Consider the following 21,806-nt stretch of genomic DNA (forward strand, 5'->3'; position numbering starts at 1 on the left):
TGCATTTTAACGACGTGGGGTTATGCTGCCTTGCATGAGCGCCCACACGTCCCTTGCCGGATCCATCATGGCGGACAGCTGGCCCATGGCACATGTCATGGCCGGCATGTCGGCCGTGCCCGTCGGCCATGCGATTGATCTCGCCTTTTTCTTTCCGGTCGAGGACCGCGCGCGCCATGATGCGCTGATCGCGGAGACGCGCCGTCATCTGGGCGGATGCCTGACTGCGATCGAGACTGCGCTGAGGCTGAGCCTGGCGGGTGATCCTGCAATTGCGGCAGCGCTGGGACGTTGGCCCGATGGGCTATGCTGGCCGACCATCTGTGCGCAGCCGACCCTGCTGGGGCCGGCCTTGCTTGCCCATATGCAGATGCGTGCGGGGGTCAGCCTGTTGCTGCGGCAGATCGGGCGCCCCGATGGCGAGCAGCCGGAACAGCCCGAGGCCGAATCGATCCTGTCGTCGGACGATCCCGAAATTGGTGACGCGATCGTCGCGCTGGCGCTGGCCGAGGGGCAGTGGCAGGCGATGGGGGGCGAGGATCAGCCGATGCGGCCCGATCTGCCGGCCGAACATTTTGCCGAACTGGTATGGACTGCAGCGGCCTGTCTGGCGGCGGTGGTGCAGCGCACCGCGCTGGAGCCGGACAATCAATTGCTGGGCGCGTTCGAGCGGGCGGGCTGGGCGCTGCTTGCCAGCCATGACGAAAGCAATGGCCCGATCGCGGCGGCCGACCAGCTGGTGCGCCGGTTGGGGCCGCAGGCCGATGCGCCCGACCTTCTGGGCGCGGCGCTGGGGCAGCGGCGTTTCCTGCTGTTTGCGGCGCTGGCCGGGCGACGGCTGCGCCTAGGCACCGCGCAGGTGACGGACATATTGATCATGGGGCCGGTGATGCAGGTGGCGACACTGTGCCGGGCGCTGGGCGGAACCGGGGCGGATTATCGCCATCTGCTGCTGGCGCTACGGCCGGTGCGGCCGGGTCTGTCGGACGCGGTGATCGTGGCCGAGGCCGACCAATATCAATTGCTGAGCGACGTGAAGGCGGAAGCCGTGGTGGGCGCCCTGCGCGCGCCGGCCGCCTTCCGCGCGAAGCTCGATCATTTGCGGCGCGTCACCGGATGAACATGACGCTCCACCCCTCCATCGTCCGGGCAACGGCATCGGCGGACGGCACGCTATTGAGTGCCGATGCCCCGCTGCTCGCCTTGCAGCGGGAGGCGGGGAGCGATCTGCTGGGGCCGCTCGCCATTCCGCAACTGGCGGCTGTGGTGCGGTTGGCGGCGCGATTGGGCGTCACGGTGTCGCGGCCGGTGGTCGCGGCGGCGGAGCGCGGCGATATCGACATGTGGGTACGGGCGCGCAGCGACGAAGGGCCGGACGGGCGCATCGTGTCGCTGGCGGTGGTCGACTGGAGCGAGCGGCCGCCGCTTGCCAATACCGGCGATCATAGCCGGCGCGAGGCCGATCTGGCGGCGCTGGCCGATGGCTGGACCTGGCAGATCGACACCCAGTTGCAGTTCCAGATGGCAATTGCCGGGACCGACCGGCAGGGCGCATTGCCGACGCAGCCGCCCATGCCGGGTAGCCGTTTCTCCAGCTATTTCGAGTTGCAGAGCGATGGTGAGGGCGACATGGCGATCCTGCGCGGCTTCACCCAGCGCCGCGCCTTCCGCGATCAGGTCGCGACATTGGTGCATGATCCCGAACAGCATGTGCGGCTGGCGGGCTTTCCGCTGTTCGATCTGGCCGGCCATCTGGTCGGCTATCGCGGCAAGGCCTGTCCGATCGAGCGACCGCCGGCGCTGGCGCGGGCGGATACGACGCAATTGTCGCTCTATCCCGGCGAGTTCGGCAAGCGGCTCGACCGGTCTCTGCGCCAGCCGCTGGGGCGGATCATCGCCAATGCGGACACGATCGGCGCGCAACTGGAAGGGCCGTTGCGGCCCGATTATGCCGATTATGCCAATGATATTGCGACTGCCGGCCGTCACCTGATGGCGCTGGTCGACGATCTGGCGGATCTGCAGGCGATCGACCGGCCCGATTTCGGCGTGATCATCGAGGATGTCGACCTCGCCGACCTGGGCCGGCGAGCCGGCGGCCTGCTGACGGTCAAGGCGCTGGATAGGCACATCAAGATCCATTGCCCGGATGCCGACCAGATATTGATGGCGAGGGGCGAGTTCCGCCGCGTGCTGCAGATACTGGTCAATCTGGTCGGCAATGCGGTGCGCTATTCGCCCGAGGGATCGCAAGTGCGCATCGTCGTGGAGCGGGAGCATCGGCAGGCACGGGTGCTGGTGATCGACCAGGGGGCGGGCGTGGCGCTGGAGGATCGCGAGAAGATTTTCGACAAGTTCGAGCGGCTGGGACGTGACGATCCCGGCGGTAGCGGGCTGGGCCTCTATATCTCGCGCAAGCTGGCGCGGGCGATGGGCGGCGACATCAGCGTTGGCGGCACGCCGGGCGAGGGCGCGCGCTTCATCCTGACGCTGCCGGTGCTCGACTGACGGGCGCGCGATCGCGCTTATATGAGATAAAGAGCGCTTGTTTGTCCGGCCGATGCTGCCCCGATAGGGTGGTGGCATGGACAGATCGCATTGCCTGGCCACCTATGGCACGCTGGCGCCCGGACGGGCCAATCATCATCAACTGGCGGAACTGCAGGGCAGTTGGCAGGCAGGGCATGTGACCGGCCATCTGGTCGCGCATGGCTGGGCCGCGTCGATGGGCTTTCCCGCCTTCATTCCCGACGAGGGCGGTGCGGCGGTGCCGGTTCAGCTGTTCCGGTCGTCCGACCTGCCGGCGCACTGGGCGCGGCTCGATGCGTTCGAGGGGGCGGATTATCGCCGTGTCGCGATCGATGTGGTTACCGATCAGGGGCGCGTGCCGGCCTGGATCTATGTCCATGCAGGGGTAGGCGGCTGAGCCCTAAACGAAAAACGGCGCCCGATGGGGCGCCGTTCCTCTTGTCTCTTGTGACCGCGTCTTAGCGCTTGTCGACGGCGACATAGTCGCGCTGCGTCGGGCCGGTGTAGAGCTGACGCGGACGGCCGATCTTCTGCGCTGGGTCCGAAATCATTTCGTTCCACTGCGCGACCCAGCCGACGGTGCGGGCGAGGGCGAAGAGCACGGTGAACATTTCGGTCGGGAAGCCGATCGCCGAGAGGATCACGCCCGAATAGAAGTCGACATTCGGGTAGAGCTTCTTCTCGATGAAGTAGGGATCGTTGAGGGCGATCTGCTCCAGTTCCTTGGCGACGTCGAAGATCGGGTCGTTGACGCCCAGCTTCTCCAGCACGTCCTTCGCGGTCTTCTGCATCACGGTCGCGCGCGGATCGTAATTCTTGTAGACGCGATGGCCAAAGCCCATCAGGCGGAACGGATCGTCCTTGTTCTTGGCGCGGGCGATATATTCCGGGATGCGATCGACGGTGCCGATTTCGCGCAGCATGTTGAGCGCGGCTTCGTTCGCGCCGCCATGCGCCGGGCCCCACAGGCAAGCGATGCCGGCCGCGATGCAGGCGAACGGGTTGGCGCCCGACGAACCGGCAAGACGCACGGTCGAGGTCGACGCGTTCTGCTCATGGTCGGCATGCAGGGTGAAGATCTTGTCCATCGCGTCGACGACGATCGGATCGATCTTATACTCTTCCGCCGGGACCGAGAAGGTCATGTTCAGGAAGTTGGCGGTGTAGCTGAGGTCGTTGCGCGGATAGACGAAGGGCTGACCCACCGAATATTTGTACGCCATCGCAGCGATCGTCGGCATCTTGGCGATCAGGCGGTGGCTCGCAATGCGGCGCTGTTCCGGATCGTTGATGTCGGTCGAGTCATGATAGAAGGCCGACAGGGCGCCGACGACGCCGACCATGATCGCCATCGGGTGGGCGTCACGACGGAAGCCGCGGAAGAAGGCGGTCAGCTGTTCATGCACCATGGTGTGGCGCGTGATGGTGTTGGTGAACTCGGCCAGTTCCTTGGCCGAAGGCAGTTCGCCGTTCAGCAGCAGATAGCAGACTTCCATGAAGCTGGACTGTTCGGCGAGCTGGCCGATCGGATAGCCACGGTGCAGCAGCACGCCGGCGTCGCCATCGATATAGGTCAGGCCCGACTCGCAGCTGGCGGTCGAGGTGAAGCCCGGATCGTAGGTGAACATGCCGGTGTTGGCGTAGAGCTTGCGAACGTCGATGACCTGGGGACCGACGGTACCATCCATGATGGCATAGTCCTTGGCCTCTCCGCCAACGGTCAAACTGGCATTATTATCCGACATGTTTTTCTCCTTAACTGCCGTCAACCGGCCACCACGTGCCCCGCAGCGGTCAGTCGCTTCAAGCTTTCCTCTTTCCCCAGAAGGAAGAGGACATCAAAAATACCCGGCGAGACCGTGCGCCCGGTGAGCGCCGCACGAAGCGGCTGTGCCACCTTGCCCAGGCCAAGCCCCGCATCCTCTGCCACGCGGCGTATCACTTCATCGATCGCTTCAACCGTCCAGGACTGGACGGGCTGGAGAGCGTCGGCTGTCTTTTTCAGCAGCTCACGCGCGGGTTCATCTAGCAGAGCAGACGCCTTCTCGTCAAAATCGAGCGGGCAAGATTTGAACAGAAACTCCGCGCCTTCTGCAATTTCGTTAAGTGTCTTGGCCCGCGGCTTGAGCGAAACCATCGCCTGGGTCAAAATATCGCGCTGGGCGTCATTCAGTTGCGTATCAAGACGCGACTCAACGCGCGGGGCGACCAGAGCGGCCAGGCGCGCCTCATCGGCCTCGCGCAGATAATGGCCGTTCAGATTTTCCAGCTTCTTGATGTCGAAGCGCGAGGGCGAACGGCCGACGCCGTCGATATCGAACAGTTCGATGGCGCGCTCGATCGAGATGATCTCCTCGTCGCCATGGCCCCAGCCCAGGCGCAGCAGATAGTTGAGTACCGCTTCGGGCAGCATCCCCATCTCGTCGCGATAGGCGTCGACGCCGAGCGCACCGTGGCGCTTCGACAGCTTTGCGCCGTCCGACCCGTGGATCAGCGGGATATGGCCATAGACCGGCTCTTCCCAGCCCATCGCCTTGATAATGGCCAGCTGACGGAAGGCGTTGTTGAGATGGTCGTCGCCGCGGATGACATGGGTGACGCCCATGTCATGGTCGTCGACCACGACGGCCAGCATATAGGTGGGGGTGCCGTCCGACCGGAGCAGGATCATGTCGTCCAGCTCGGCATTCTGCACCACGACGCGGCCCTGGACCGCATCCTCGATGACCGTTTCACCGGTCCGAGGGGCCTTGATACGGATGACGAAGGGGGCGCCTTCGGGCGCTTCCTCCGGCGAACGGTCGCGCCAGCGGCCATCATAGCGCATCGGCTGCTTGGCGGCGCGCTGCTGTTCACGCAGCTCGGCCAGCTCTTCCTGCGTCGCATAGCAGCGATAGGCATGGCCATTGGCGAGCAGCTGGTTGGCGACCTCGGCATGGCGCGGGGTACGCTCGAACTGGAACACGGCCGGCTCATCGCCGCCCAGGTTCAGCCATTCCAGACCGTCGAAGATGGCTGCCACGGCTTCCTCGGTGGAGCGGGCGCGATCGGTATCCTCGATGCGGAGCAGGAACTTGCCGCCATGATGGCGCGCGAACAGCCAGTTGAACAGCGCGGTGCGGGCGCCGCCAATATGCAGGAAGCCCGTTGGCGACGGGGCGAAACGGGTCACCACCTGCTTGTTCAATCCCGTTGCACTTGCCGTCATATTCGCTGACATTCTTCCTGCCTGATCCATGGATGCGACGCCCCCTAGCATGGCTTTTGAGCCACGACAAACGTCCGTTGGGCGCAGGACGGTGCGTATTGCGCACAATGGATTTGCGCGGATCGAACAATGGCTGGAGGTGGAGCGCGAACAGCTCGCCTTGTGGGTGCCGGTGGCGCTGGGCGCGGGCATTGCCGGCTGATTCGTACTGCCGGGACCGGCACACTGGCTGGCCAGTTGCTGCGCGGCGCTGGGGCTGGCCTGTCTGGCGCTGTTGCTGCCGGTGGGCGCGCGATTGCGGCATATGCTGGTGGCGGGCGGCTTGCTGGCTTGTGTTGGTTGCCTGCTGGTCTGGGGCAAGGCGACATGGCTGGGTCAGCCGCCGCTCGCCCGTCCCATATTCGTACAGGTGACGGGGACGGTGACGGCGGTGGCCAAGCTGCCGGCGCAACAGATGGTGCGCGTGGGGCTGCGGCCGATCGAGGCGCCAGCGCTGCCCGCGGCGATCCGAGTGAATATCGCGGAGGCGGATGTGCCCGAAGGACTGGGTAAGGGGGCGGTGCTGCGCTTTCGCGTGCGCCTGATGCCGCCCGCGCCGCCGAGCGTGCCGGGGGCGTTCGATTTCGCGCGGCGTGCTTATTTCCAGGGGATCGGGGCGACCGGGCGGGCGCTGGCGCCGATCGAAATGGTGGAGCAGGCGCGCGAGGGGCCGACGCTGCGGGCGCGACTGTTCGATCATATCGGCGGGCAGGTGGCGGGCGCACCGGCGGGGATTGCGGTGGCGCTGGCGACCGGCGATCAGGGCGCGATTGCCGAAGCGGATGCCGAGGCGATGCGGCGCAGTGGCCTTGCCCATCTTCTGTCGATCAGCGGGCTGCATGTGACGGCGCTGATCGGGGCGGTGATATTCCTGCTGTTGCGCCTGCTGGCGCTGATCCCGCGCGCGGCGCTGGACTGGCCGCTGATGCTGATCGCGGCGGCCGGGGGCGCGCTGGCGGGGATCGGCTATACGCTGCTGACGGGCGCGGAGGTGCCGACGGTGCGATCCTGCATCGCGGCGCTGCTGGTGCTGGGCGGGCTGGCGCTGGGGCGCGAGGCGATCACCTTGCGGCTGGTGGCGACCGGGGCGCTGGTGGTGCTGGTCTTCTGGCCGGAGGCGCTGATCGGGCCGAGCTTCCAGATGAGCTTTGCTGCCGTGGTCGCGCTGGTGGCGCTGGGCGAGCATCGGTGGTTCAAGGCGTTCGCGATGGCGCGGGACGAGCCTTGGTTGCGCAAGGCCGGGCGGACGGTGGCGGCGATGCTGATGACGGGCCTTGCCATCGAACTGGTGCTGGCGCCGATCGCCCTTTTCCATTTTCACAAGGCAGGTTTGCTGGGTGCGGTGGCCAACCTGATCGCGATCCCGCTCACCACCTTCGTCATCATGCCGCTGGAGGCGCTGGCGCTGGGCTTCGATCTGGTCGGGCTGGGCGCGCCCTTCTGGTGGCTCACGACCAAGGCGATCGCGCTGTTGCTGGCGGTGGCGCATGGCGTGGCGGCCAGCCCGATGGCGGTGATGCTGGCGCCGGCGGTGCCGGGCTGGATTTTCGGGATCATTGTCGTTGGTGGTCTGTGGTGCTTGCTGTGGCGCAGTCACTGGCGCTGGCTGGGGTTGGGGCCAATCGCAATCGGCCTGATCGGCATCGCGCTGCTGGCGCCGCCCGACATCGTTGTAACCGGCGACGGACAACATGTCGCGGTGCGAACACCGACGGGGACGATGGCGCTGCTGCGCGAGGGCGTGGGCGATTATGTCCGCGACGTGCTGAGCGAGAGCGCGGGCTATGACGGGACGCTGGAGGCGATCGCGAAGATGCCGCAGGCGCGCTGTTCGACCGATCTGTGCGCGGTGACATTGCCACGGGACGGGCGCGACTGGCATTTGCTGGTGACGCGCAATGCGATGCTGGTCGACCGGCCGATATTGGAGCGGGATTGCGCGGCGGCCGATATCGTCATCAGCGACCGGGGCCTGCCCTGGTGGTGCCGGCCGCGCTGGATGAAGATCGACCGCCGGCTGCTGTCACGCTCCGGCGGCCTGTCGATTGGCCTTGAAAGCGGCAAAGTTCACACCGTCCATCGGCCCGGAGACGCGCATCCGTGGATCGTGCGCCGCCGGCCCCGAACGGCCGGTCAGTTGTAGCGGCGCAGCAGGCCGGCGAGCTTGCCCTGGATGCGGACCTGGCGCGGATCGTAGATTTGCGGTTCATAGGCGGCATTGGCGGGATCGAGCCGGACCCGGCTGCCTTCGCGGCGGAAATATTTGAGCGTCGCTTCGGCGTCGTCGATCAGGGCGACGACGATCTGGCCTTCGCGCGCGACTTCGGTGCGCTGGATCAGCGCGAAGTCGCCGTCGAGAATGCCGGCCTCCATCATCGAGTCCCCCGACACTTCGAGCGCATAATGATCGCCCGAGCCGAGCAAGGCGGCGGGGACGGAGAGCATGGTATGGCTTTCCATCGCCTCGATCGGGACGCCGGCAGCGATGCGGCCGTGCAGCGGGATTTCGATCACGTCATTGGCGGCGGTCGGCAGCAGCACGGCCGGAGCCGACACCTTGGGCGTCGGAATGGCCGGCGCGGGCGCGCGGTGCATCGCGTCGGGCAGCTTGAGCACTTCGAGCGCGCGGGCACGGTTGGGCAGGCGGCGGATGAAGCCGCGTTCCTCCAGCGCATTGATCAGCCGGTGGATGCCGGACTTGGAGCGCAGGTCGAGCGCGTCCTTCATCTCCTCGAACGAAGGGGACACGCCGCCTTCTTCCAGCCGGGTCTGAATGAAGCTCAGCAATTCCTGCTGCTTGGGCGTCAACATCGGCGGTCCTCCATGGAACGAATGAAGAACGCATAGGAAACGGAAAGGGGCAAGTCAAGCGCGTTAAGCCATGCGCCGCTTTTGCCGGTCAGGCGGTCAGATAGTCAGGCGGTCAGGGGGATGATGTCGACCATGTCGCCGGCAATGGCGGGGGCTGAACCGGCCGGGCGGCGGATCAGACAGTCGGCCAGCGCCATGGCGGCTGTAGCGGCGCTGTCCTGCGCGGTGACCGAGACGATGCCGTCGGCGCCGCGATAGGCGCGCAGATAATCGTCGCGTTCCGCCGTCGCGCCGAGTGGGGCGGCAAGGCGGGCCTGCACGACCGGCGGCAGCGGCGCGCGCGATCCGGCGAGATGGCGGACCAGCGGGCAGAGGAAGAGGGTGCCGGTGACGAAAGCGGAGACCGGATTGCCCGGCAGGCCGAGGAAGGTGGCGTTCCCCAGGCGCCCGGCCATCAGCGGTTTGCCCGGCCGCATCGCGATCTTGTAGAAATCGAGCGTGCCGCCGGCGGCCGCAAAGGCGGGGCGGACATAGTCATGGTCGCCGACCGAGGCGCCGCCGGTCGAGACGATGATGTCGGCCTGTGCCGCCTGTTCCAGCGCCTGCGTCATGGCGCCAAGATCGTCAGGCACGATGCCGAGGTCGATCACGTCGCAGGGCAGGGCGGCGAGCAGGGCGGCCAACATCGGCGCGTTGGACGAGGGGAGATATCCCGGCGGCGTCGGCGCGCCGGGGGGGACAAGCTCATTGCCGGTCGAGAGCAGGGCGATGCGCGGCCGAGCACCGACGGGCAGACTGCCATGGCCGCCCAGCACCGCAAGCGCGATCCGGCCCGGCGTGAGGCGGCTGCCGGCGCTGACCAGCGGCGTGCCGGCGCGGAAGTCTGAGCCGAGCAGGCGGACATGCCTGCCGGACGTCAATATGCCGTCATGCGCGGTCAGTGTGTCGCCATCGCGCGTGGCATTTTCCTGGATCAATATGGCGTCGGCGCCGGCCGGCAAGGGCGCGCCGGTGAAGATGCGGCAGGCCTGGCCCGGTTGCAGGGCCGGGATATTGGTGTCGCCCGCGCTGCTGGTGGCGACCAGTTGCCACGGCCCGGCGCCTTCGGATGCGCGCACGGCATAGCCGTCCATCGCGGAAAGATCGGCCCAGGGCTGGTTACGGAGTGCGCTGATGTCGGTGGCGAGCCAGCGACCGGCACAGGCGGCGACGGGCACATATTCGGCTGGCAACGGATCGGCGAGGGCAAGGAGCCGCGCCTGCGCGTCCGCGACCGGCATCAGGCTCATCGGTCGCTGCTCTCCGGCGCGGACCAGTCGCCCGACTTGCCGCCGCGCTTGGCGAGCAGGCGAACATCGCCGATTATCATGCCCTTATCGAGCGCCTTGGCCATGTCATAGACGGTGAGCAAGGCGGCGGTCGCGGCGGTCAGCGCCTCCATCTCCACCCCGGTCTGGCCAGCGGTGCGCGCGGTTGCGGTGACGGTGACGCCGTCATCGTGGAGAGTAAAGTCGATGGTGACGGCGCTCAGCGGGATCGGATGGCAGAGCGGGATCAGTTCGGCGGTGCGCTTGGCCGCCATGATGCCGGCGACGCGGGCCACGGCCAGCACATCCCCCTTCTTGACGAGGCCGGCGGCGATCGCCTGCGCAGCGTCGGCCGCCATGGTGATGCGGCCGGCGGCCACCGCCTCGCGCGCGCTCACGGCCTTGGCCGAGACATCGACCATGCGGGCGGCGCCATCCTCGTCGAGATGGGTGAGGCCGGTCATGCGCCTGTCAGCAGGTTGCGGGTCGCCGCCTCGACATCGGCCTGGCGCATGAGGGTTTCGCCGACCAGGAAGCAGCGCACGCCATGATCGGCCATGGCGGTGAGGTCGGCATGCGAGCCAAGGCCGCTTTCGGCAACGAAGGTGCAGCCATCGGGCGCCTTGCCGACCAGTTCATAAGTGCGCGCGAAATCGACGCTGAAATCGCGCAGGTCGCGGTTGTTGACGCCGATCAGGCGCGAGCGGAGCTTGAGCGCGCGTTCCAGTTCGGCCTCGTCATGCACCTCGATCAGGGCATCCATGCCAAGGCCAAGCGCGGCGTCCTCTATCTCCTGCATCTGGGCGTCGTCCAGCGCGGCAACGATGATCAGGATCGCGTCGGCGCCGAGCGCGCGGCTTTCGAGGATCTGCCAGGGGTCGACGATGAAATCCTTGCGCAGCACCGGCAGCGCGCAGGCCGATCGGGCGGCCATGAGATAATCGTCATGGCCCTGGAAATAGGGCTCGTCGGTCAGCACCGAAAGGCAGGCAGCGCCACCGGCGGCATAGGCCACCGCATGGGCCGGCGGATCGAAATCGGCGCGGATCAGCCCCTTCGACGGGCTGGCCTTCTTCACCTCGGCGATCAGGCCGAAGCCCGAACGGGCGGCATCGTCCAGCGCCCTGCGGAAGCCGCGCGGCGGGGTCTGCTCGCTGGCGCGGGCGTGGAGCGATGCGATCGTGGTCGCGGCTTTGCGGCGGGCGACATCCTCGCGCTTGAAATCGCAGATTTCGATGAGCTTGTTGGTCATTGATAGGCAATCCAGCAATTGAGGAGCGCGTTGGCAAGGCCGTTGTCGATCGCTTCGGCGGCCTGTTCGACGCCTTCCTGGAAATCATGGGCAGCGTCAGCCACCACCAAAGCGGCGGCGGCGTTGAGCAGCACGGCGTCGCGGTAGGCACCGGCCTCGCCCTGGAGCAGGGCGCGGAGCGCCGCGGCATTATGGGCCGGGTCGCCGCCGCGAATGGCGGTGACGGGTTGGGTCGAGAGGCCGAGGTCCGCGGCGGTCAGGCGGCGCATCGCGACCACGCCGTCGGCCGTCACCTCGGCAATGTCATTGCCGCCGGCGAGCGAGAGTTCGTCGAGGCCCTCGTCGCCCGACACGATCATCGCATGGGTCGCGCCAAGCTGGCCGAGCGCATCGGCATAGATGGGGACATAGGCGGGGCGGGCGATGCCGACGAGCTGGCGACGGACATTGGCGGGATTGGCGAGCGGCCCCATCAGGTTGAAGATGGTGCGTTCGCCGATCGACCGGCGGACCGGGCCGAGGCGTTTGAGCGCAGGATGGTAATTTTGTGCGAACAGGAAGCAGATGCCCAGATCCTTGAGCGTCGCTTCCGCCGTGGCGGCGGCGCGATCGAGATCAAGGCCCAGCGCTTCGAGCGTGTCGGCGGCGCCCGCCTTGGACGAGGCGGCGCGATTGCCATGCTTGGCGACCGGCACGCCGGCGGCGGCCACCACCAGGCTGACGGCGGTCGAGACATTGAGCGTATGATGGCCGTCGCCGCCGGTGCCGCAGACGTCGATCGTGCCGTCGGGCGCGTCGACCGGGATCATCCGGGCGCGCATCGCACGGGCGGCGGCGGCGATTTCCGTCGCGGTCTCGCCGCGCCGCGCCATTGTGACGAGGAAGCCGGCGATCGCCTCGTCCGACAGGTCGGCGTCGAACAGCAGGTCGAAGGCGCGGGCGGCTTCGTCGGCGGCCAGGGGCGCGCTGGGATCGGGCAACAGGGTCATGGGCCAAGCCTTTAGTCCCGGCCGCGCGCGAAAGTCGAGGGCGACATGCTATTTGCCCGCCAATTGGAATTTTGTTGCGTGGCCCGGCAATTGGCTTGACGTGCAGGCCAAAGGGGCGTTGTCGGAGAAACCATGCACCGTTCCTGGTCGACCCTGTTCTGGAGCCTTGCCATCCGCCAGCGCCGCCGGTTGCGCGAGAGCGAGGCGGCCTTCATCCTGCTCGCCATATTGGCGGGCGTGGCGGCGGGGCTGATCACCAACCTGTTGCAGCTGATGGCGCACGGCATTCAGGAACTGCTCTATGGCGTCAGCATCAACCGGCTGAGCGCGTTGGGCGAGATCCGCCATCTCTGGCGGCTGCTGGGTCTGCCGCTGGGCGGGCTGGCGCTGGTGCTGCTGGCACGGCTGCTGCGCCGGCGGCAACGGCCGCAACGGCCGCTGATCGACGTGGTGGAGGCCAATGCGCTGCATGGCGGGCGCATCCCGATGGCCGACAATCTGGTGATCGCGGGGCAGACGATCTTGTCGAACGGGGCGGGTGCTTCGGTCGGGCTGGAGGCGGCCTATGCGCAGATGGGCGGCGGCGTCGCGTCGCTGCTGGGGCAATGGCTGAAGCTGCGGCGCAATGATCTGCGCACTTTGGTCGGCGCGGGCGCAGGGGCGGGCGTGGGCGCGGCCTTCGGCGCGCCGCTGGCCGGCGCCTTCTATGCGTTCGAGATCGTGATTGGCCATTATACGCCGGCCGCGATCGCGCCGGTTGTGGCGGCGGCCCTGAGCGCTGCCTTCGTGACGCGCGCGCTCGGCGTCGAACCCTGGCTGATCGCGACCACGGCGGACCGGATATTGGGGACGGCGGACTATCTTCTCTATGCGCTGCTGGGCCTGATCTGCGCGGGGCTGGGCATCCTCATCATGCGGATGGTGACCTTTGCCGAGATGCGGGTGCAGGGCTGGACCTGGCCGGGGCGGTGGAAGCCGGTGATCGGCGGCCTGCTGCTGATGCCGCTCGCCTGGTTGACGCCGCAGACCTTGTCGGCGGGCCATGGCGCGCTGCACCTCAACCTCATCCTGCTGCCCGACTGGACGGTGCTGCTGATGATCCTGTGCCTCAAGATCGCGGCGTCGGTGATTTCCCTGAGCTTCGGCTTTCGCGGCGGGCTGTTCTTTGCGTCGCTGTTCCTGGGATCGCTCGCGGGACAGATTTTCGCGCAGATCGTCGACATTGTCGGGATCGGCTGGTCGCTCGACCCCAATGATGCGGCGCTGGTGGGGATGGCGGCACTGAGCGTCGCGATCGTCGGCGGGCCGATGACGCTGGGCTTGCTGATGCTGGAGACGACCCATGATTTCCAGCTGATGGGCGTGGTGCTGACCGCGTCGCTGCTGTCGAGCGCGGTGACGCGGGAAATGTTCGGCTACTCCTTCTCCACCTGGCGGCTGCATCTGCGCGGATCGACCATCCGCAGCCCGCGCGACATTGGCTGGGTGATGAACCTGACCGCCGGGCGGATGATGCGGCGCGACTGGGTGTCGGTGCCCGATACGATGAGCGTCGGCCAGTTTCGTGCGCTCGTGCCGCTGGGGTCGGCGAGCAAGGCGATCATGATCGACGGTGCGGGCGGCTATCGCGGCATCGTGCCGACGGCGGCGGCCTATCGCCCCGAACTGGCGGAAGATGCGCCGATCGCGCCGCTGGCAACGATGGCCGATATCTCGCTGCGGGCTGACGCGGATATTCGCGCGATCCTGCCTTTGTTCGACAAGGCGGCGGCGGACGAGCTGGCGGTGGTGGACGAAAGCGGGCTGGTGCTGGGCGTGCTGACCGAGAAACATGCGCGGCGGCGCTATTTCGAGGAGATTGAGAGTTCGCAGCGGGCGCTGTTCGGCGAGGGATAGGGCTTTCTTGGAAAATGCGCGGAAGGGCGCATTTTCGGTGCCGCACCGGCCCGCGCCCCCACCCGGCCTCCCACAGTATATCGCCGTAGGGCGTCCGGGCGGGGGCGCGGGCCGGGGTTGCATTGGCGGGGCAGGGCTGTAGAAGGCGGCCATTCGCATGGACCCGGTGAAATTCCGGGTGGCTATTCCGGCCGCCGATCCGCCGGACAACATCACACATGATTATCGAGAACGCGCCCGCGTTGGCGCCATGTGACCTGATGTGGATTTTCGACATGACCCAATTTTTCAGCCGCTATCGCCGCCAATGGTTCAGCGACGCCCGGACGGCGCGCCATGACATCATGGCCGGCATCGTCGTCGCACTCGCCCTGATCCCCGAAGCCATCGGCTTTTCCATCATCGCCGGGGTCGACCCGCGCGTCGGCCTCTATGCCTCGGTCGCGATCGCCATCACCATCGCGCTGATCGGCGGGCGGCCGGGGATGATCTCGGCCGCGACCGCTGCTGTTGCCGTGCTGGTCGGGCCGCTGGTGCGCGAGCATGGCGTGGAATATCTGTTCGCCGCGACGATCCTGATGGGCGTGGTGCAGATCATTGCCGGGCTGCTGCGGCTCGACCTGCTGATGCAGTTCGTGTCGCGATCGGTCATCACCGGCTTCGTCAATGCGCTGGCGATCCTCATCTTCGTGGCGCAACTGCCGCAGCTCACCAACGTTGGCTGGCAGACCTATGCGATGGTGCTGGCTGGCCTCGCCATCATCTATCTTTTTCCCCGGATCACCAAGGCGGTGCCGGCGCCGCTGGTCGCGATTTTGCTGCTGAGCGCGCTGTCGATCGGCCTGGGCCTGCCGGTCCATACGGTCGGCGACATGGGGCGGCTGCCCGAAGGACTGCCGAGCCTTGCCCTGCCGCAGGTGCCGCTGACCTGGGACACGCTGCGCATCATCCTGCCCTATTCGGTGACGATGGCGGCGGTCGGCCTGCTCGAATCGCTGCTGACCGCGCAGATCGTCGACGACATGACCGACACCGATAGCGACAAGCAGCGCGAATGCATGGGGCAGGGCGGGGCGAATATCGTCGCGTCCCTGTTCGGCGGCATGGGCGGCTGCGCGATGATCGGCCAGTCGGTGATCAACGTCACGTCCGGCGGACGCGGGCGGCTGTCGACCTTCGTCGCTGGCGCCTTCCTGCTGTTCCTGCTGGCGGTGCTGGGGCCGTGGGTCGGGCGTATCCCGATGCCGGCGCTGGTCGCGGTGATGGTGATGGTGTCGATCGGCACCTTCAGTTGGGCCTCGATCGCCAATCTGCGGAGGCACCCGCCGACCTCCTCGGCCGTCATGCTGGCGACGGTGGTGGTCGTGGTGGCGACCCGCGACCTGTCGCTGGGCGTGCTGACCGGCGTGCTGCTGTCGGGCATCTTCTTCGCCGCCAAGGTGCAGCGCATGTTCGCGGTGGAGCGCAGCGAGGCCGATGGCCGGGCGACCTATCGCGTCACTGGCCAGATCTTCTTCGCCTCGGTCGATCGCTTCACCCGCGCTTTCACCGGCGAGGAAAGCGCGACCCATGTGCTGATCGACGTGTCGGGCGCGCATTTCTGGGATATTTCGGGCGTCGGCGCGCTCGACAAGATCATCGCCCGGCTGCGGCGCGAAGGGCGCATGGTCGAGGTGGTCGGCTATAACCGGGCGAGCGCCGACATCGTCGACCGCTTGGCCCTGCACGACAAGACCGGGGTGGAGACGGGGGCGGTGCCGCACTGACATGCGGCCTGCCCCGCCGTCATCCTGACAGACGTCGGGATGACGGAGAAGAGTGAAGCGGCGGAGGCGGGCTTACGCCGCCTCGCGCTCGCGGACCGGGATGCCGGCGATCTTCATGAAATTGGCCAGCATGTCATGGCCATGTTCGGTCGCGATGCTTTCCGGGTGGAACTGGACCGAATGGATCGGCAGGGTCGCGTGGCGGAAGCCCATGACCGATCCGTCCTCGCTGGTCGCGTTGACCACCAGGTCGGCCGGAATATCCTCGACGATCAGCGAGTGATAGCGGGTCGCGGTGAAGGGCGAGGGGAGGCCGGCGAACAGGCCGGTGCCGTCATGGCGCACCGGCGAGGTCTTGCCGTGCATCAGCCCGCCGCGCACCACCTTGCCGCCGAAATGCTGGCCGATCGCCTGATGGCCGAGGCACACGCCCAGCAGCGGCGCGCCGGCATCGGCGCAGGCCGCGACCAGATCCAGGCTGACACCCGCCTCATTGGGGGTGCAGGGACCGGGCGACAGCAGAAAGGCCTTGGCCCCGCTCGACAGGGCCTGGCCCGCCGAGATGGCGTCGTTGCGCACGACCTCTACCTTGGCCCCCAGCTCCATCAGATAATGGACCAGGTTCCAGGTGAAGCTGTCATAATTGTCGATGACGAGGATCATGGGACACAGCCTATAGGCGCGGATGACGATGGGGGGAAGGGGATGGTCGAGAGAAGCACTGATTGCTGGCAACAAATTGCTTGAGAGCATCGACGCAAGTTGTAACGACACCGGTCTATGCTATTTCAATCGCTCCATCTCGTCTCTGCGGCATTCCTGGCGGTCGTCCCCGGTGCTGGTTCGAGTGCATTTCCGGAAATGGTGAAGCCAGAGGTGGCGCTCCAGCAAGTCGTCGCATGTGGCTTTGAAACTGCGCAGGTCAAGTCTGACGACATGCTGCAGGAAGATGTCATCGACATTCCCAGCGTAGCGACCATCGGCGACGGGCAATTGGAATGTGTGGCGCGTGCCTCAATCCGCACAAGCTATTACGTTATTTTTCCTGCCCCGTCGAAGGACGCATATCAGGCAATCTACTGGCGGCTGTCGCGCGAACAGGCCAAGGTCGATGCGCGGGCCTGGTTGGCCCAGCGCGGCTTGCTGGATCATTTGCCGGTTTATGATCCGCGGAAATCGGACATCGCGGCATTTGCGCGAACGCTCGAAAATCTGTGCGGAGAGAAAGCTGCACACGCGCTCAAGCCGATGGGCGGAATGGCCACATTTGACGAGGATGTTTTGCTGGCGGGAGGCATGGATCAGGACAGTTTTTGGTGCCTGACGAATGCTGCAACGGTGTCCGGCTATCCTTTGGGTTTCATAGGCCATGAAACCGGTCCAGGCGATAAATGATCGCTTGATGATGTCGTCATCCCAGCGAAGGCTGGGATCTCTCTTCTTCTCTTGGGCCTGAAGAAAAGTGAGATGCCAGCGTTCGCTGGCATGACGATGTAAGTGGCGCCAGCGCTCCGCCGCTCATCCCTTAGCGTTTCTTGTGCTTGCCCCGGCTGCTGCCGATGTGGCGGATGTTGGTGGGGCGGCCGCGGTGGATTTTCGGGCGGGTGCGGTCGCGTTTCAGCGGGCTGCCGCGCGGGGCCGGATTGTCGGGCAGTTCGAAGCGCAGCGCGCCGTTGATCGGGTCGGCTTCGGCAAGGCGCAGTTCCAGCCGCTGGCCGACCGTATAGCGGTCGCCGCTTTCGACGCCCTGCAGCGCCTTGCCCGCTTCGTCGAAGAAGAAATGTTCGGCGCCCAGCGTCGATACGGGCACGAGGCCGTCGCCGCCCAGCCCCTCGACCGTGGCGAAGAAGCCGAAATTCTGGACGCCGGTGATCCGCGCCTTCACCACTTCGCCGACATGGGCCGACAGGAAGGCGGCGACATAGCGGTCGATCGTCTCGCGCTCCGCCTCCATCGCGCGGCGCTCATGGCCCGAGATCATCTCGCCGACCCGGCCCATATTCTCATAATCCTCCTGGCTGAGGGAGGAGCGGTCGGGGATCGCCCTGTCCTTGGGCGCGGGCAGTTCGAGATCATAGGCGCCGACCAGCGCGCGATGGACCAGAAGGTCGGCATAGCGGCGGATGGGTGAGGTGAAATGGGCGTAGCTGCCCAGCGCCAGCCCGAAATGGCCCATATTCTGCGGCGCATAATAGGCCTGGGTCTGGGAGCGCAGGATCTGGGTCATGATCTGCTCCTTCTCCTCCGACTCGCCGACCTTCTTGATCAGCTGGTTGAAGGTGGACGGGCGGATCACCTGGCCAAGTGCGAAGTCGATGTCGAAGGTGGCGAGATATTCCTTGAGCGCGACCAGCTTGTCGCGGCCCGGCGTTTCATGGACGCGGTACATGACCGGCGCCTTCTTCGCCTCCAGCGCCTTGGCGGCGGCGACATTGGCGGCGATCATATAATCCTCGATCAGCATATGGGCGTCGAGCCGTTCGCGCACCGCGACGCTGACGATCTTGCCCCATTCGTCGAGGACGACGCGCCGTTCGGGCAGGTCGAGCGCAAGCGGATCGCGCTTTTCGCGGGCCTTGCGCAGCAGCGCCCAGCAGGCCCAGAGCGGTTTCAGGGCATGTTCCACCAGATCCACTCCGTTCGGGCTGAGCGAAGTCGAAGCCGCTTGCTGAGCCGCAGGCGAAGCAACCTCGCCTTCGGCTCGGCCCTGCCCTTCGACAGGCTCAGGGCGAACGGAAGAAAGAGCATCGATCGCCGCCTGCGCATTTTCATAGGCAAGGACGGCGGCGACGCGGATGATGGCGCGGGAGAAGCGGAAGCTCTTCACCTTGCCCTGCGCATCGATCACCAGATGGCAGGCCATGGCGGCGCGGTCCTGCCCGGCGCGCAGCGAGCACATGTCGGACGAGAGCTGGTGCGGCAGCATTGGCACGACGAGGTCGGGGAAATAGACGCTGTTGCCGCGCTTGCGCGCTTCGCGGTCGAGCGCGCTGCCGGGGCGGACATAGTAGCTGACATCGGCGATCGCGACGATCGCCTTGTAGCCGCCTTCATTGGCGGGGTCTTCGTCCGGCGCGGCCCAGACGGCATCGTCATGGTCGCGGGCATCGACCGGGTCGATCGCGACGATCGGCAGATGGCGCAGATCCTCGCGCTTGTCCTCATGCAGCGGCAGCTTCGATGCGGTGACCGCTTCCTCCTCCACCGCTTCGGGGAAGACATGCGGGATGCCATGCTTGTGGATCGCGATCAGGCTGAAGCTGCGCGGGGCGAAGGGATCGCCCAGAATGTCGGTGACGCGCGCGCTGATCCGCGGCGGGCGGCCGGTCGGCTCGGCCAGGACCAGATCGCCCTTCTTCGCGGTGCCGATGTCGCTGATCGGCGTATCCTTGCGGATGCGCTTGTCGACCGGGCGCAGCCACAGCTTGCCGTCGGCCATTTCCTCGACCACGCCGAGCAGCATCTCGGTCGCCTTGGCGAGCTTCTTCATGGGATGGGCGAGCCAGCCCTTGCCCGCTTCCTCGGTGCGGGCGAGGATGCGGTCGCCGATCGTCAGGGCGCCGCGTTTGCCCCGTTCGACCACGCGGATGCGGGGCGCGGGCTGGCCTTCGGCCTCCCAGCGTTCGGGGGTAGCGATCAGGGTGGTGTCGTCGACATCGACGATGCGCAGCACCGTCACCTTGGGCACGCCGCCCATCTTGTGGAAGGCGCGGGCCGGGCCGATGTCGAGCAGGCCCTCGTCCGCCATGTCCTTGAGCAGCGCCTTGAGCGCGATTTTTTCCTGCCCCTTGAGGCCGAACGCCTTGGCGATTTCGCGCTTGCCGGCCGGGGTGTCGGACTCGGTGATGAAGTCCATCACCTGCTGCCGGGTGGGGAACCCGGCGGGACGGACTTTCGCGCGGGCCGGGGCCGCTTTCTTCTGCTTCTGGGTCGATGCCATGGCTCCGCTATAGGGGGCAGGGGGCAAGGGCGCCAGTGGCATGGCGGGATGGGGGTGGCGGATCGTTGGAACGGGCATGACGATATTGCTTCTCCCCCTGTTGCTGGCTGCCGCGCCTGATGCCCCGATCACGCCGATGGATAAGGCCAATGCCGAACATTATGTCTGGGGCGGCAGCAATGATGGCTGGCATCTGGTGAAGCGCGACGAGATGTCGGTGATCCAGGAACGGATCGTGCCGGGCGGGGCGGAGATGCGCCATTATCATCAGCGCGCGCGGCAATTTTTCTATGTCCTGTCGGGCGAGCTGACTCTGGAGGCGGGCGGGGTGACCCATGTGCTGAAGGCTGGCCAGGGGCTGGAAGTGCCGCCGGGCGTGCCGCACCGGGCGCAGAACAGGAGCGGCGCGCCGGTCGATTTCCTGGTCAATTCGACGCCCAAAAGCCATGGCGACCGGGTCGAGGCACCGACGGAAAAATAGGAAATTCCCCGCTTAACTTCGCATATTTCCTGCACATTCTGATATTTTGGAACAATTGTTGGAAATCTTGTTGCGGGGTCGGGGAGGAGGCTGTTCGTGTCGCGGACGCAGGACATGGCGACATTCTAGCCCGTCGGGCTGGCTGTAGGACAGGCTTGCCGGTAGAGGGGCGGTATGCAGCTTCTTATCGATGGTGAGCTGGTCGATGGCGCGCGCGCGATCGACCTTGTCAATCCGGCGGACGGGCAGGTCTTTGCCGCCGCGCCCTGTGCCGATGCGGCGCAGGTGGAGCGGGCGGTCGCGGCCGGGCAGCGGGCCTTCGCCGGCTGGCGCGCGCTGGACTTCGCCGAACGTGGCGCGCGGATTGCGGCGCTGGCCGATGCGCTGGAGGGCCGGGCCGAGGATTTCGCCGCATGTCTGACGCAGGAACAGGGCAAGCCGCTGGCCGAGGCGCGGGGCGAGATAGAGGGAGCGGTGGCGGCGCTGCGCTATCATGCCGGGCTGCGGCTGGAGCCGGTGGTGCTGAAGGATAGCGCGACCGAGCGCGTGGTCGAGCAGCGCCATCCGCTGGGCGTGGTGGCGGCGATCGTGCCGTGGAACTATCCGTTGCTGCTGCTGGCGCTCAAGCTCGCGCCGGCGCTGATCGCGGGCAATGTCGTGATCGCCAAGCCCGCGCCGACGACTCCGCTGACGACATTGATGCTGGGCGCGCTGGCGGCCGACATTTTCCCCGCCGGGGTGGTGCAGATGCTGGGCGATGCCGGCGATGTCGGGCCGATGCTGACCGCGCATCGGGGAATCGCCCATGTCAGCTTCACCGGATCGACCGCGACCGGGCGGCGGGTGATGGCGGCGGCGGCCAACACGGTGAAGCGCTTCACGCTGGAACTGGGTGGCAATGATCCGGCGATCCTGCTGGACGATGCCGATGTCGCGACGGTGGCGCCGATCCTGTTCGACGGGGCGATGGGCAATGCCGGGCAGGTCTGTCTGGGCGTCAAGCGCATCTATGCGCCGCGCGCGCTGATGCCGGCGCTGGGCGCGGCGCTGGTTGCCTGCGCGCAGCGGGCGGTGATCGGCGACGGTCGGGCGGCCGGCACGACCATCGGCCCGGTGCAGAATGCGGCGCAATATGCGCGGCTGATCGACCTGCTGGCGGAGGTGCGGGCGCAGGGGCGGGTGCTGCATGGCGGTGCTCCCATGGAGGGAGCCGGCTATTATATTGCGCCGACCATCGTTACCGACCTGCCCGACGCGGCGCGGCTGGTGCAGGAGGAGCAGTTCGGGCCGATCATCCCGCTGCTCGCCTATGATGATGAGGAGGAACTGGTCCGCCGGGTGAATGACGGTCCCTATGGGCTGGGCGCGTCGGTATGGACCGCCGATGCGGCGCGCGGGCAGGCGATGGCGGCGCGGATCGACAGCGGGCTGGTCTGGGTCAACCGGCTGTTCGACCTGCCCTTCGACGTGCCGATCGGCGGCGCCAAGCAATCGGGCATCGGCCGGCACCAGGGGCTGGCCGGGGTGGAGGAATTCACCCAGATCCGCATCGTCAACGCGGCTCTGGGCTGAGCGGAAGGAGCGCGCA

Annotated in this window: 17 protein-coding genes, 1 pseudogene and 1 other annotated feature; of the genes and pseudogenes, 9 read left to right on the plus strand and 9 right to left on the minus strand. The window is 66.8% G+C overall.

Annotated features, from left to right (window positions below):
• The first annotated feature begins 34 nt into the window (after nt 1–34).
• The 3 genes from A0U87_RS13650 (at nt 35) to A0U87_RS13660 (ending at nt 2,926) form a co-directional block, all read left to right on the plus strand.
• The gene (locus A0U87_RS13650; RefSeq protein WP_048936896.1) at nt 35–1,120 is read left to right on the plus strand and encodes a DUF2336 domain-containing protein; all 1,086 of its coding nucleotides are present in this window, start codon (nt 35–37) and stop codon (nt 1,118–1,120) included.
• Nucleotides 1,117–2,508 carry a HAMP domain-containing sensor histidine kinase gene (locus A0U87_RS13655; RefSeq protein ID WP_048936895.1) on the plus strand — a complete coding sequence of 464 codons (1,392 nt, stop codon included), beginning with the start codon at nt 1,117–1,119 and terminating at the stop codon, nt 2,506–2,508. The genes A0U87_RS13650 and A0U87_RS13655 overlap by 4 nt, the downstream gene beginning before the upstream one ends.
• Nucleotides 2,509–2,584: 76 nt before the next feature.
• Nucleotides 2,585–2,926: a gamma-glutamylcyclotransferase gene (locus tag A0U87_RS13660; protein WP_048936894.1), complete on the plus strand. Its 342-nt coding sequence runs from the start codon at nt 2,585–2,587 to the stop codon at nt 2,924–2,926.
• 61 nt (nt 2,927–2,987) lie between these two features.
• On the opposite strand, the gene A0U87_RS13665 is transcribed toward A0U87_RS13660, so the two are convergent.
• Nucleotides 2,988–4,274 (minus strand): citrate synthase, encoded by a 1,287-nt coding sequence (locus A0U87_RS13665; RefSeq protein WP_010336542.1) that lies wholly within the window; start codon nt 4,272–4,274, stop codon nt 2,988–2,990.
• Between the two features lie 20 nt (nt 4,275–4,294).
• Nucleotides 4,295–5,749 (minus strand): glutamate--tRNA ligase, encoded by a 1,455-nt coding sequence (gene gltX, locus A0U87_RS13670; RefSeq protein ID WP_029547537.1) that lies wholly within the window; start codon nt 5,747–5,749, stop codon nt 4,295–4,297.
• 196 nt (nt 5,750–5,945) lie between these two features.
• Between gltX and A0U87_RS13675 the strand changes: the two are divergent.
• A pseudogene (locus A0U87_RS13675) lies at nt 5,946–7,907 on the plus strand (ComEC/Rec2 family competence protein); the annotation flags it as partial.
• A 2-nt stretch (nt 7,908–7,909) separates the two neighbouring features.
• Here the strand turns inward: A0U87_RS13675 and lexA are convergent.
• The 5 genes from lexA to trpD form a co-directional block, all read right to left on the minus strand.
• On the minus strand, nt 7,910–8,587 hold the full coding sequence (gene lexA / locus A0U87_RS13680; protein ID WP_048936892.1) for a transcriptional repressor LexA: 678 nt from the start codon (nt 8,585–8,587) through the stop codon (nt 7,910–7,912).
• A 104-nt stretch (nt 8,588–8,691) separates the two neighbouring features.
• Nucleotides 8,692–9,876, minus strand: coding sequence for a gephyrin-like molybdotransferase Glp (gene glp, locus A0U87_RS13685; protein WP_048936891.1), 1,185 nt, complete (start codon nt 9,874–9,876; stop codon nt 8,692–8,694).
• On the minus strand, nt 9,873–10,358 hold the full coding sequence (gene moaC / locus A0U87_RS13690; RefSeq protein WP_137405627.1) for a cyclic pyranopterin monophosphate synthase MoaC: 486 nt from the start codon (nt 10,356–10,358) through the stop codon (nt 9,873–9,875). The genes glp and moaC overlap by 4 nt, the downstream gene beginning before the upstream one ends.
• Nucleotides 10,355–11,146, minus strand: coding sequence for an indole-3-glycerol phosphate synthase TrpC (gene trpC / locus A0U87_RS13695; protein ID WP_048936889.1), 792 nt, complete (start codon nt 11,144–11,146; stop codon nt 10,355–10,357). Before trpC ends, moaC begins: the two co-directional genes overlap by 4 nt.
• Entirely contained in the window at nt 11,143–12,135 is a 993-nt protein-coding gene (gene trpD / locus A0U87_RS13700) for an anthranilate phosphoribosyltransferase (RefSeq protein WP_048936888.1), read from the minus strand. Before trpD ends, trpC begins: the two co-directional genes overlap by 4 nt.
• A gap of 132 nt (nt 12,136–12,267) precedes the next feature.
• Between trpD and A0U87_RS13705 the strand changes: the two genes are divergently transcribed.
• Both A0U87_RS13705 and A0U87_RS13710 read left to right on the plus strand, forming a co-directional pair.
• On the plus strand, nt 12,268–14,031 hold the full coding sequence (locus A0U87_RS13705; RefSeq protein ID WP_048936887.1) for a chloride channel protein: 1,764 nt from the start codon (nt 12,268–12,270) through the stop codon (nt 14,029–14,031).
• A 156-nt stretch (nt 14,032–14,187) separates the two neighbouring features.
• Nucleotides 14,188–14,243, plus strand: a sequence feature (sul1 is cis-regulatory element that is thought to sense ions involved in sulfur or methionine metabolism; They are found in Alphaproteobacteria).
• A 63-nt stretch (nt 14,244–14,306) separates the two neighbouring features.
• On the plus strand, nt 14,307–15,797 hold the full coding sequence (locus A0U87_RS13710) for a SulP family inorganic anion transporter (RefSeq protein ID WP_080993534.1): 1,491 nt from the start codon (nt 14,307–14,309) through the stop codon (nt 15,795–15,797).
• 72 nt (nt 15,798–15,869) lie between these two features.
• Here A0U87_RS13710 and A0U87_RS13715 read toward each other — a convergent pair whose 3' ends face one another.
• Entirely contained in the window at nt 15,870–16,460 is a 591-nt protein-coding gene (locus tag A0U87_RS13715) for an aminodeoxychorismate/anthranilate synthase component II (RefSeq protein WP_007708936.1), read from the minus strand.
• 117 nt (nt 16,461–16,577) lie between these two features.
• Between A0U87_RS13715 and A0U87_RS13720 the strand changes: the two genes are divergently transcribed.
• The gene (locus tag A0U87_RS13720; RefSeq protein WP_137405628.1) at nt 16,578–17,192 is read left to right on the plus strand and encodes a hypothetical protein; all 615 of its coding nucleotides are present in this window, start codon (nt 16,578–16,580) and stop codon (nt 17,190–17,192) included.
• Nucleotides 17,193–17,322: 130 nt separating this feature from the next.
• On the opposite strand, the gene A0U87_RS13725 is transcribed toward A0U87_RS13720, so the two are convergent.
• A complete protein-coding gene (locus tag A0U87_RS13725) occupies nt 17,323–19,737 on the minus strand; it encodes an RNB domain-containing ribonuclease (protein ID WP_048936884.1) in 2,415 nt (804 codons plus the stop codon).
• A 76-nt stretch (nt 19,738–19,813) separates the two neighbouring features.
• On the opposite strand from A0U87_RS13725, the gene A0U87_RS13730 reads away from it, so the two are divergent.
• Nucleotides 19,814–20,218, plus strand: a complete 405-nt coding sequence (locus tag A0U87_RS13730) for a cupin domain-containing protein (RefSeq protein WP_048936883.1) — start codon at nt 19,814–19,816, stop codon at nt 20,216–20,218.
• 174 nt (nt 20,219–20,392) lie between these two features.
• On the plus strand, nt 20,393–21,790 hold the full coding sequence (locus A0U87_RS13735) for an aldehyde dehydrogenase family protein (protein WP_048936882.1): 1,398 nt from the start codon (nt 20,393–20,395) through the stop codon (nt 21,788–21,790).
• Nucleotides 21,791–21,806 lie beyond the last annotated feature (16 nt).

This window comes from Sphingobium sp. MP9-4 (genome assembly GCF_005281675.1).
In the GTDB taxonomy this organism is placed as follows: Bacteria; Pseudomonadota; Alphaproteobacteria; order Sphingomonadales; family Sphingomonadaceae; genus Sphingobium; species Sphingobium yanoikuyae.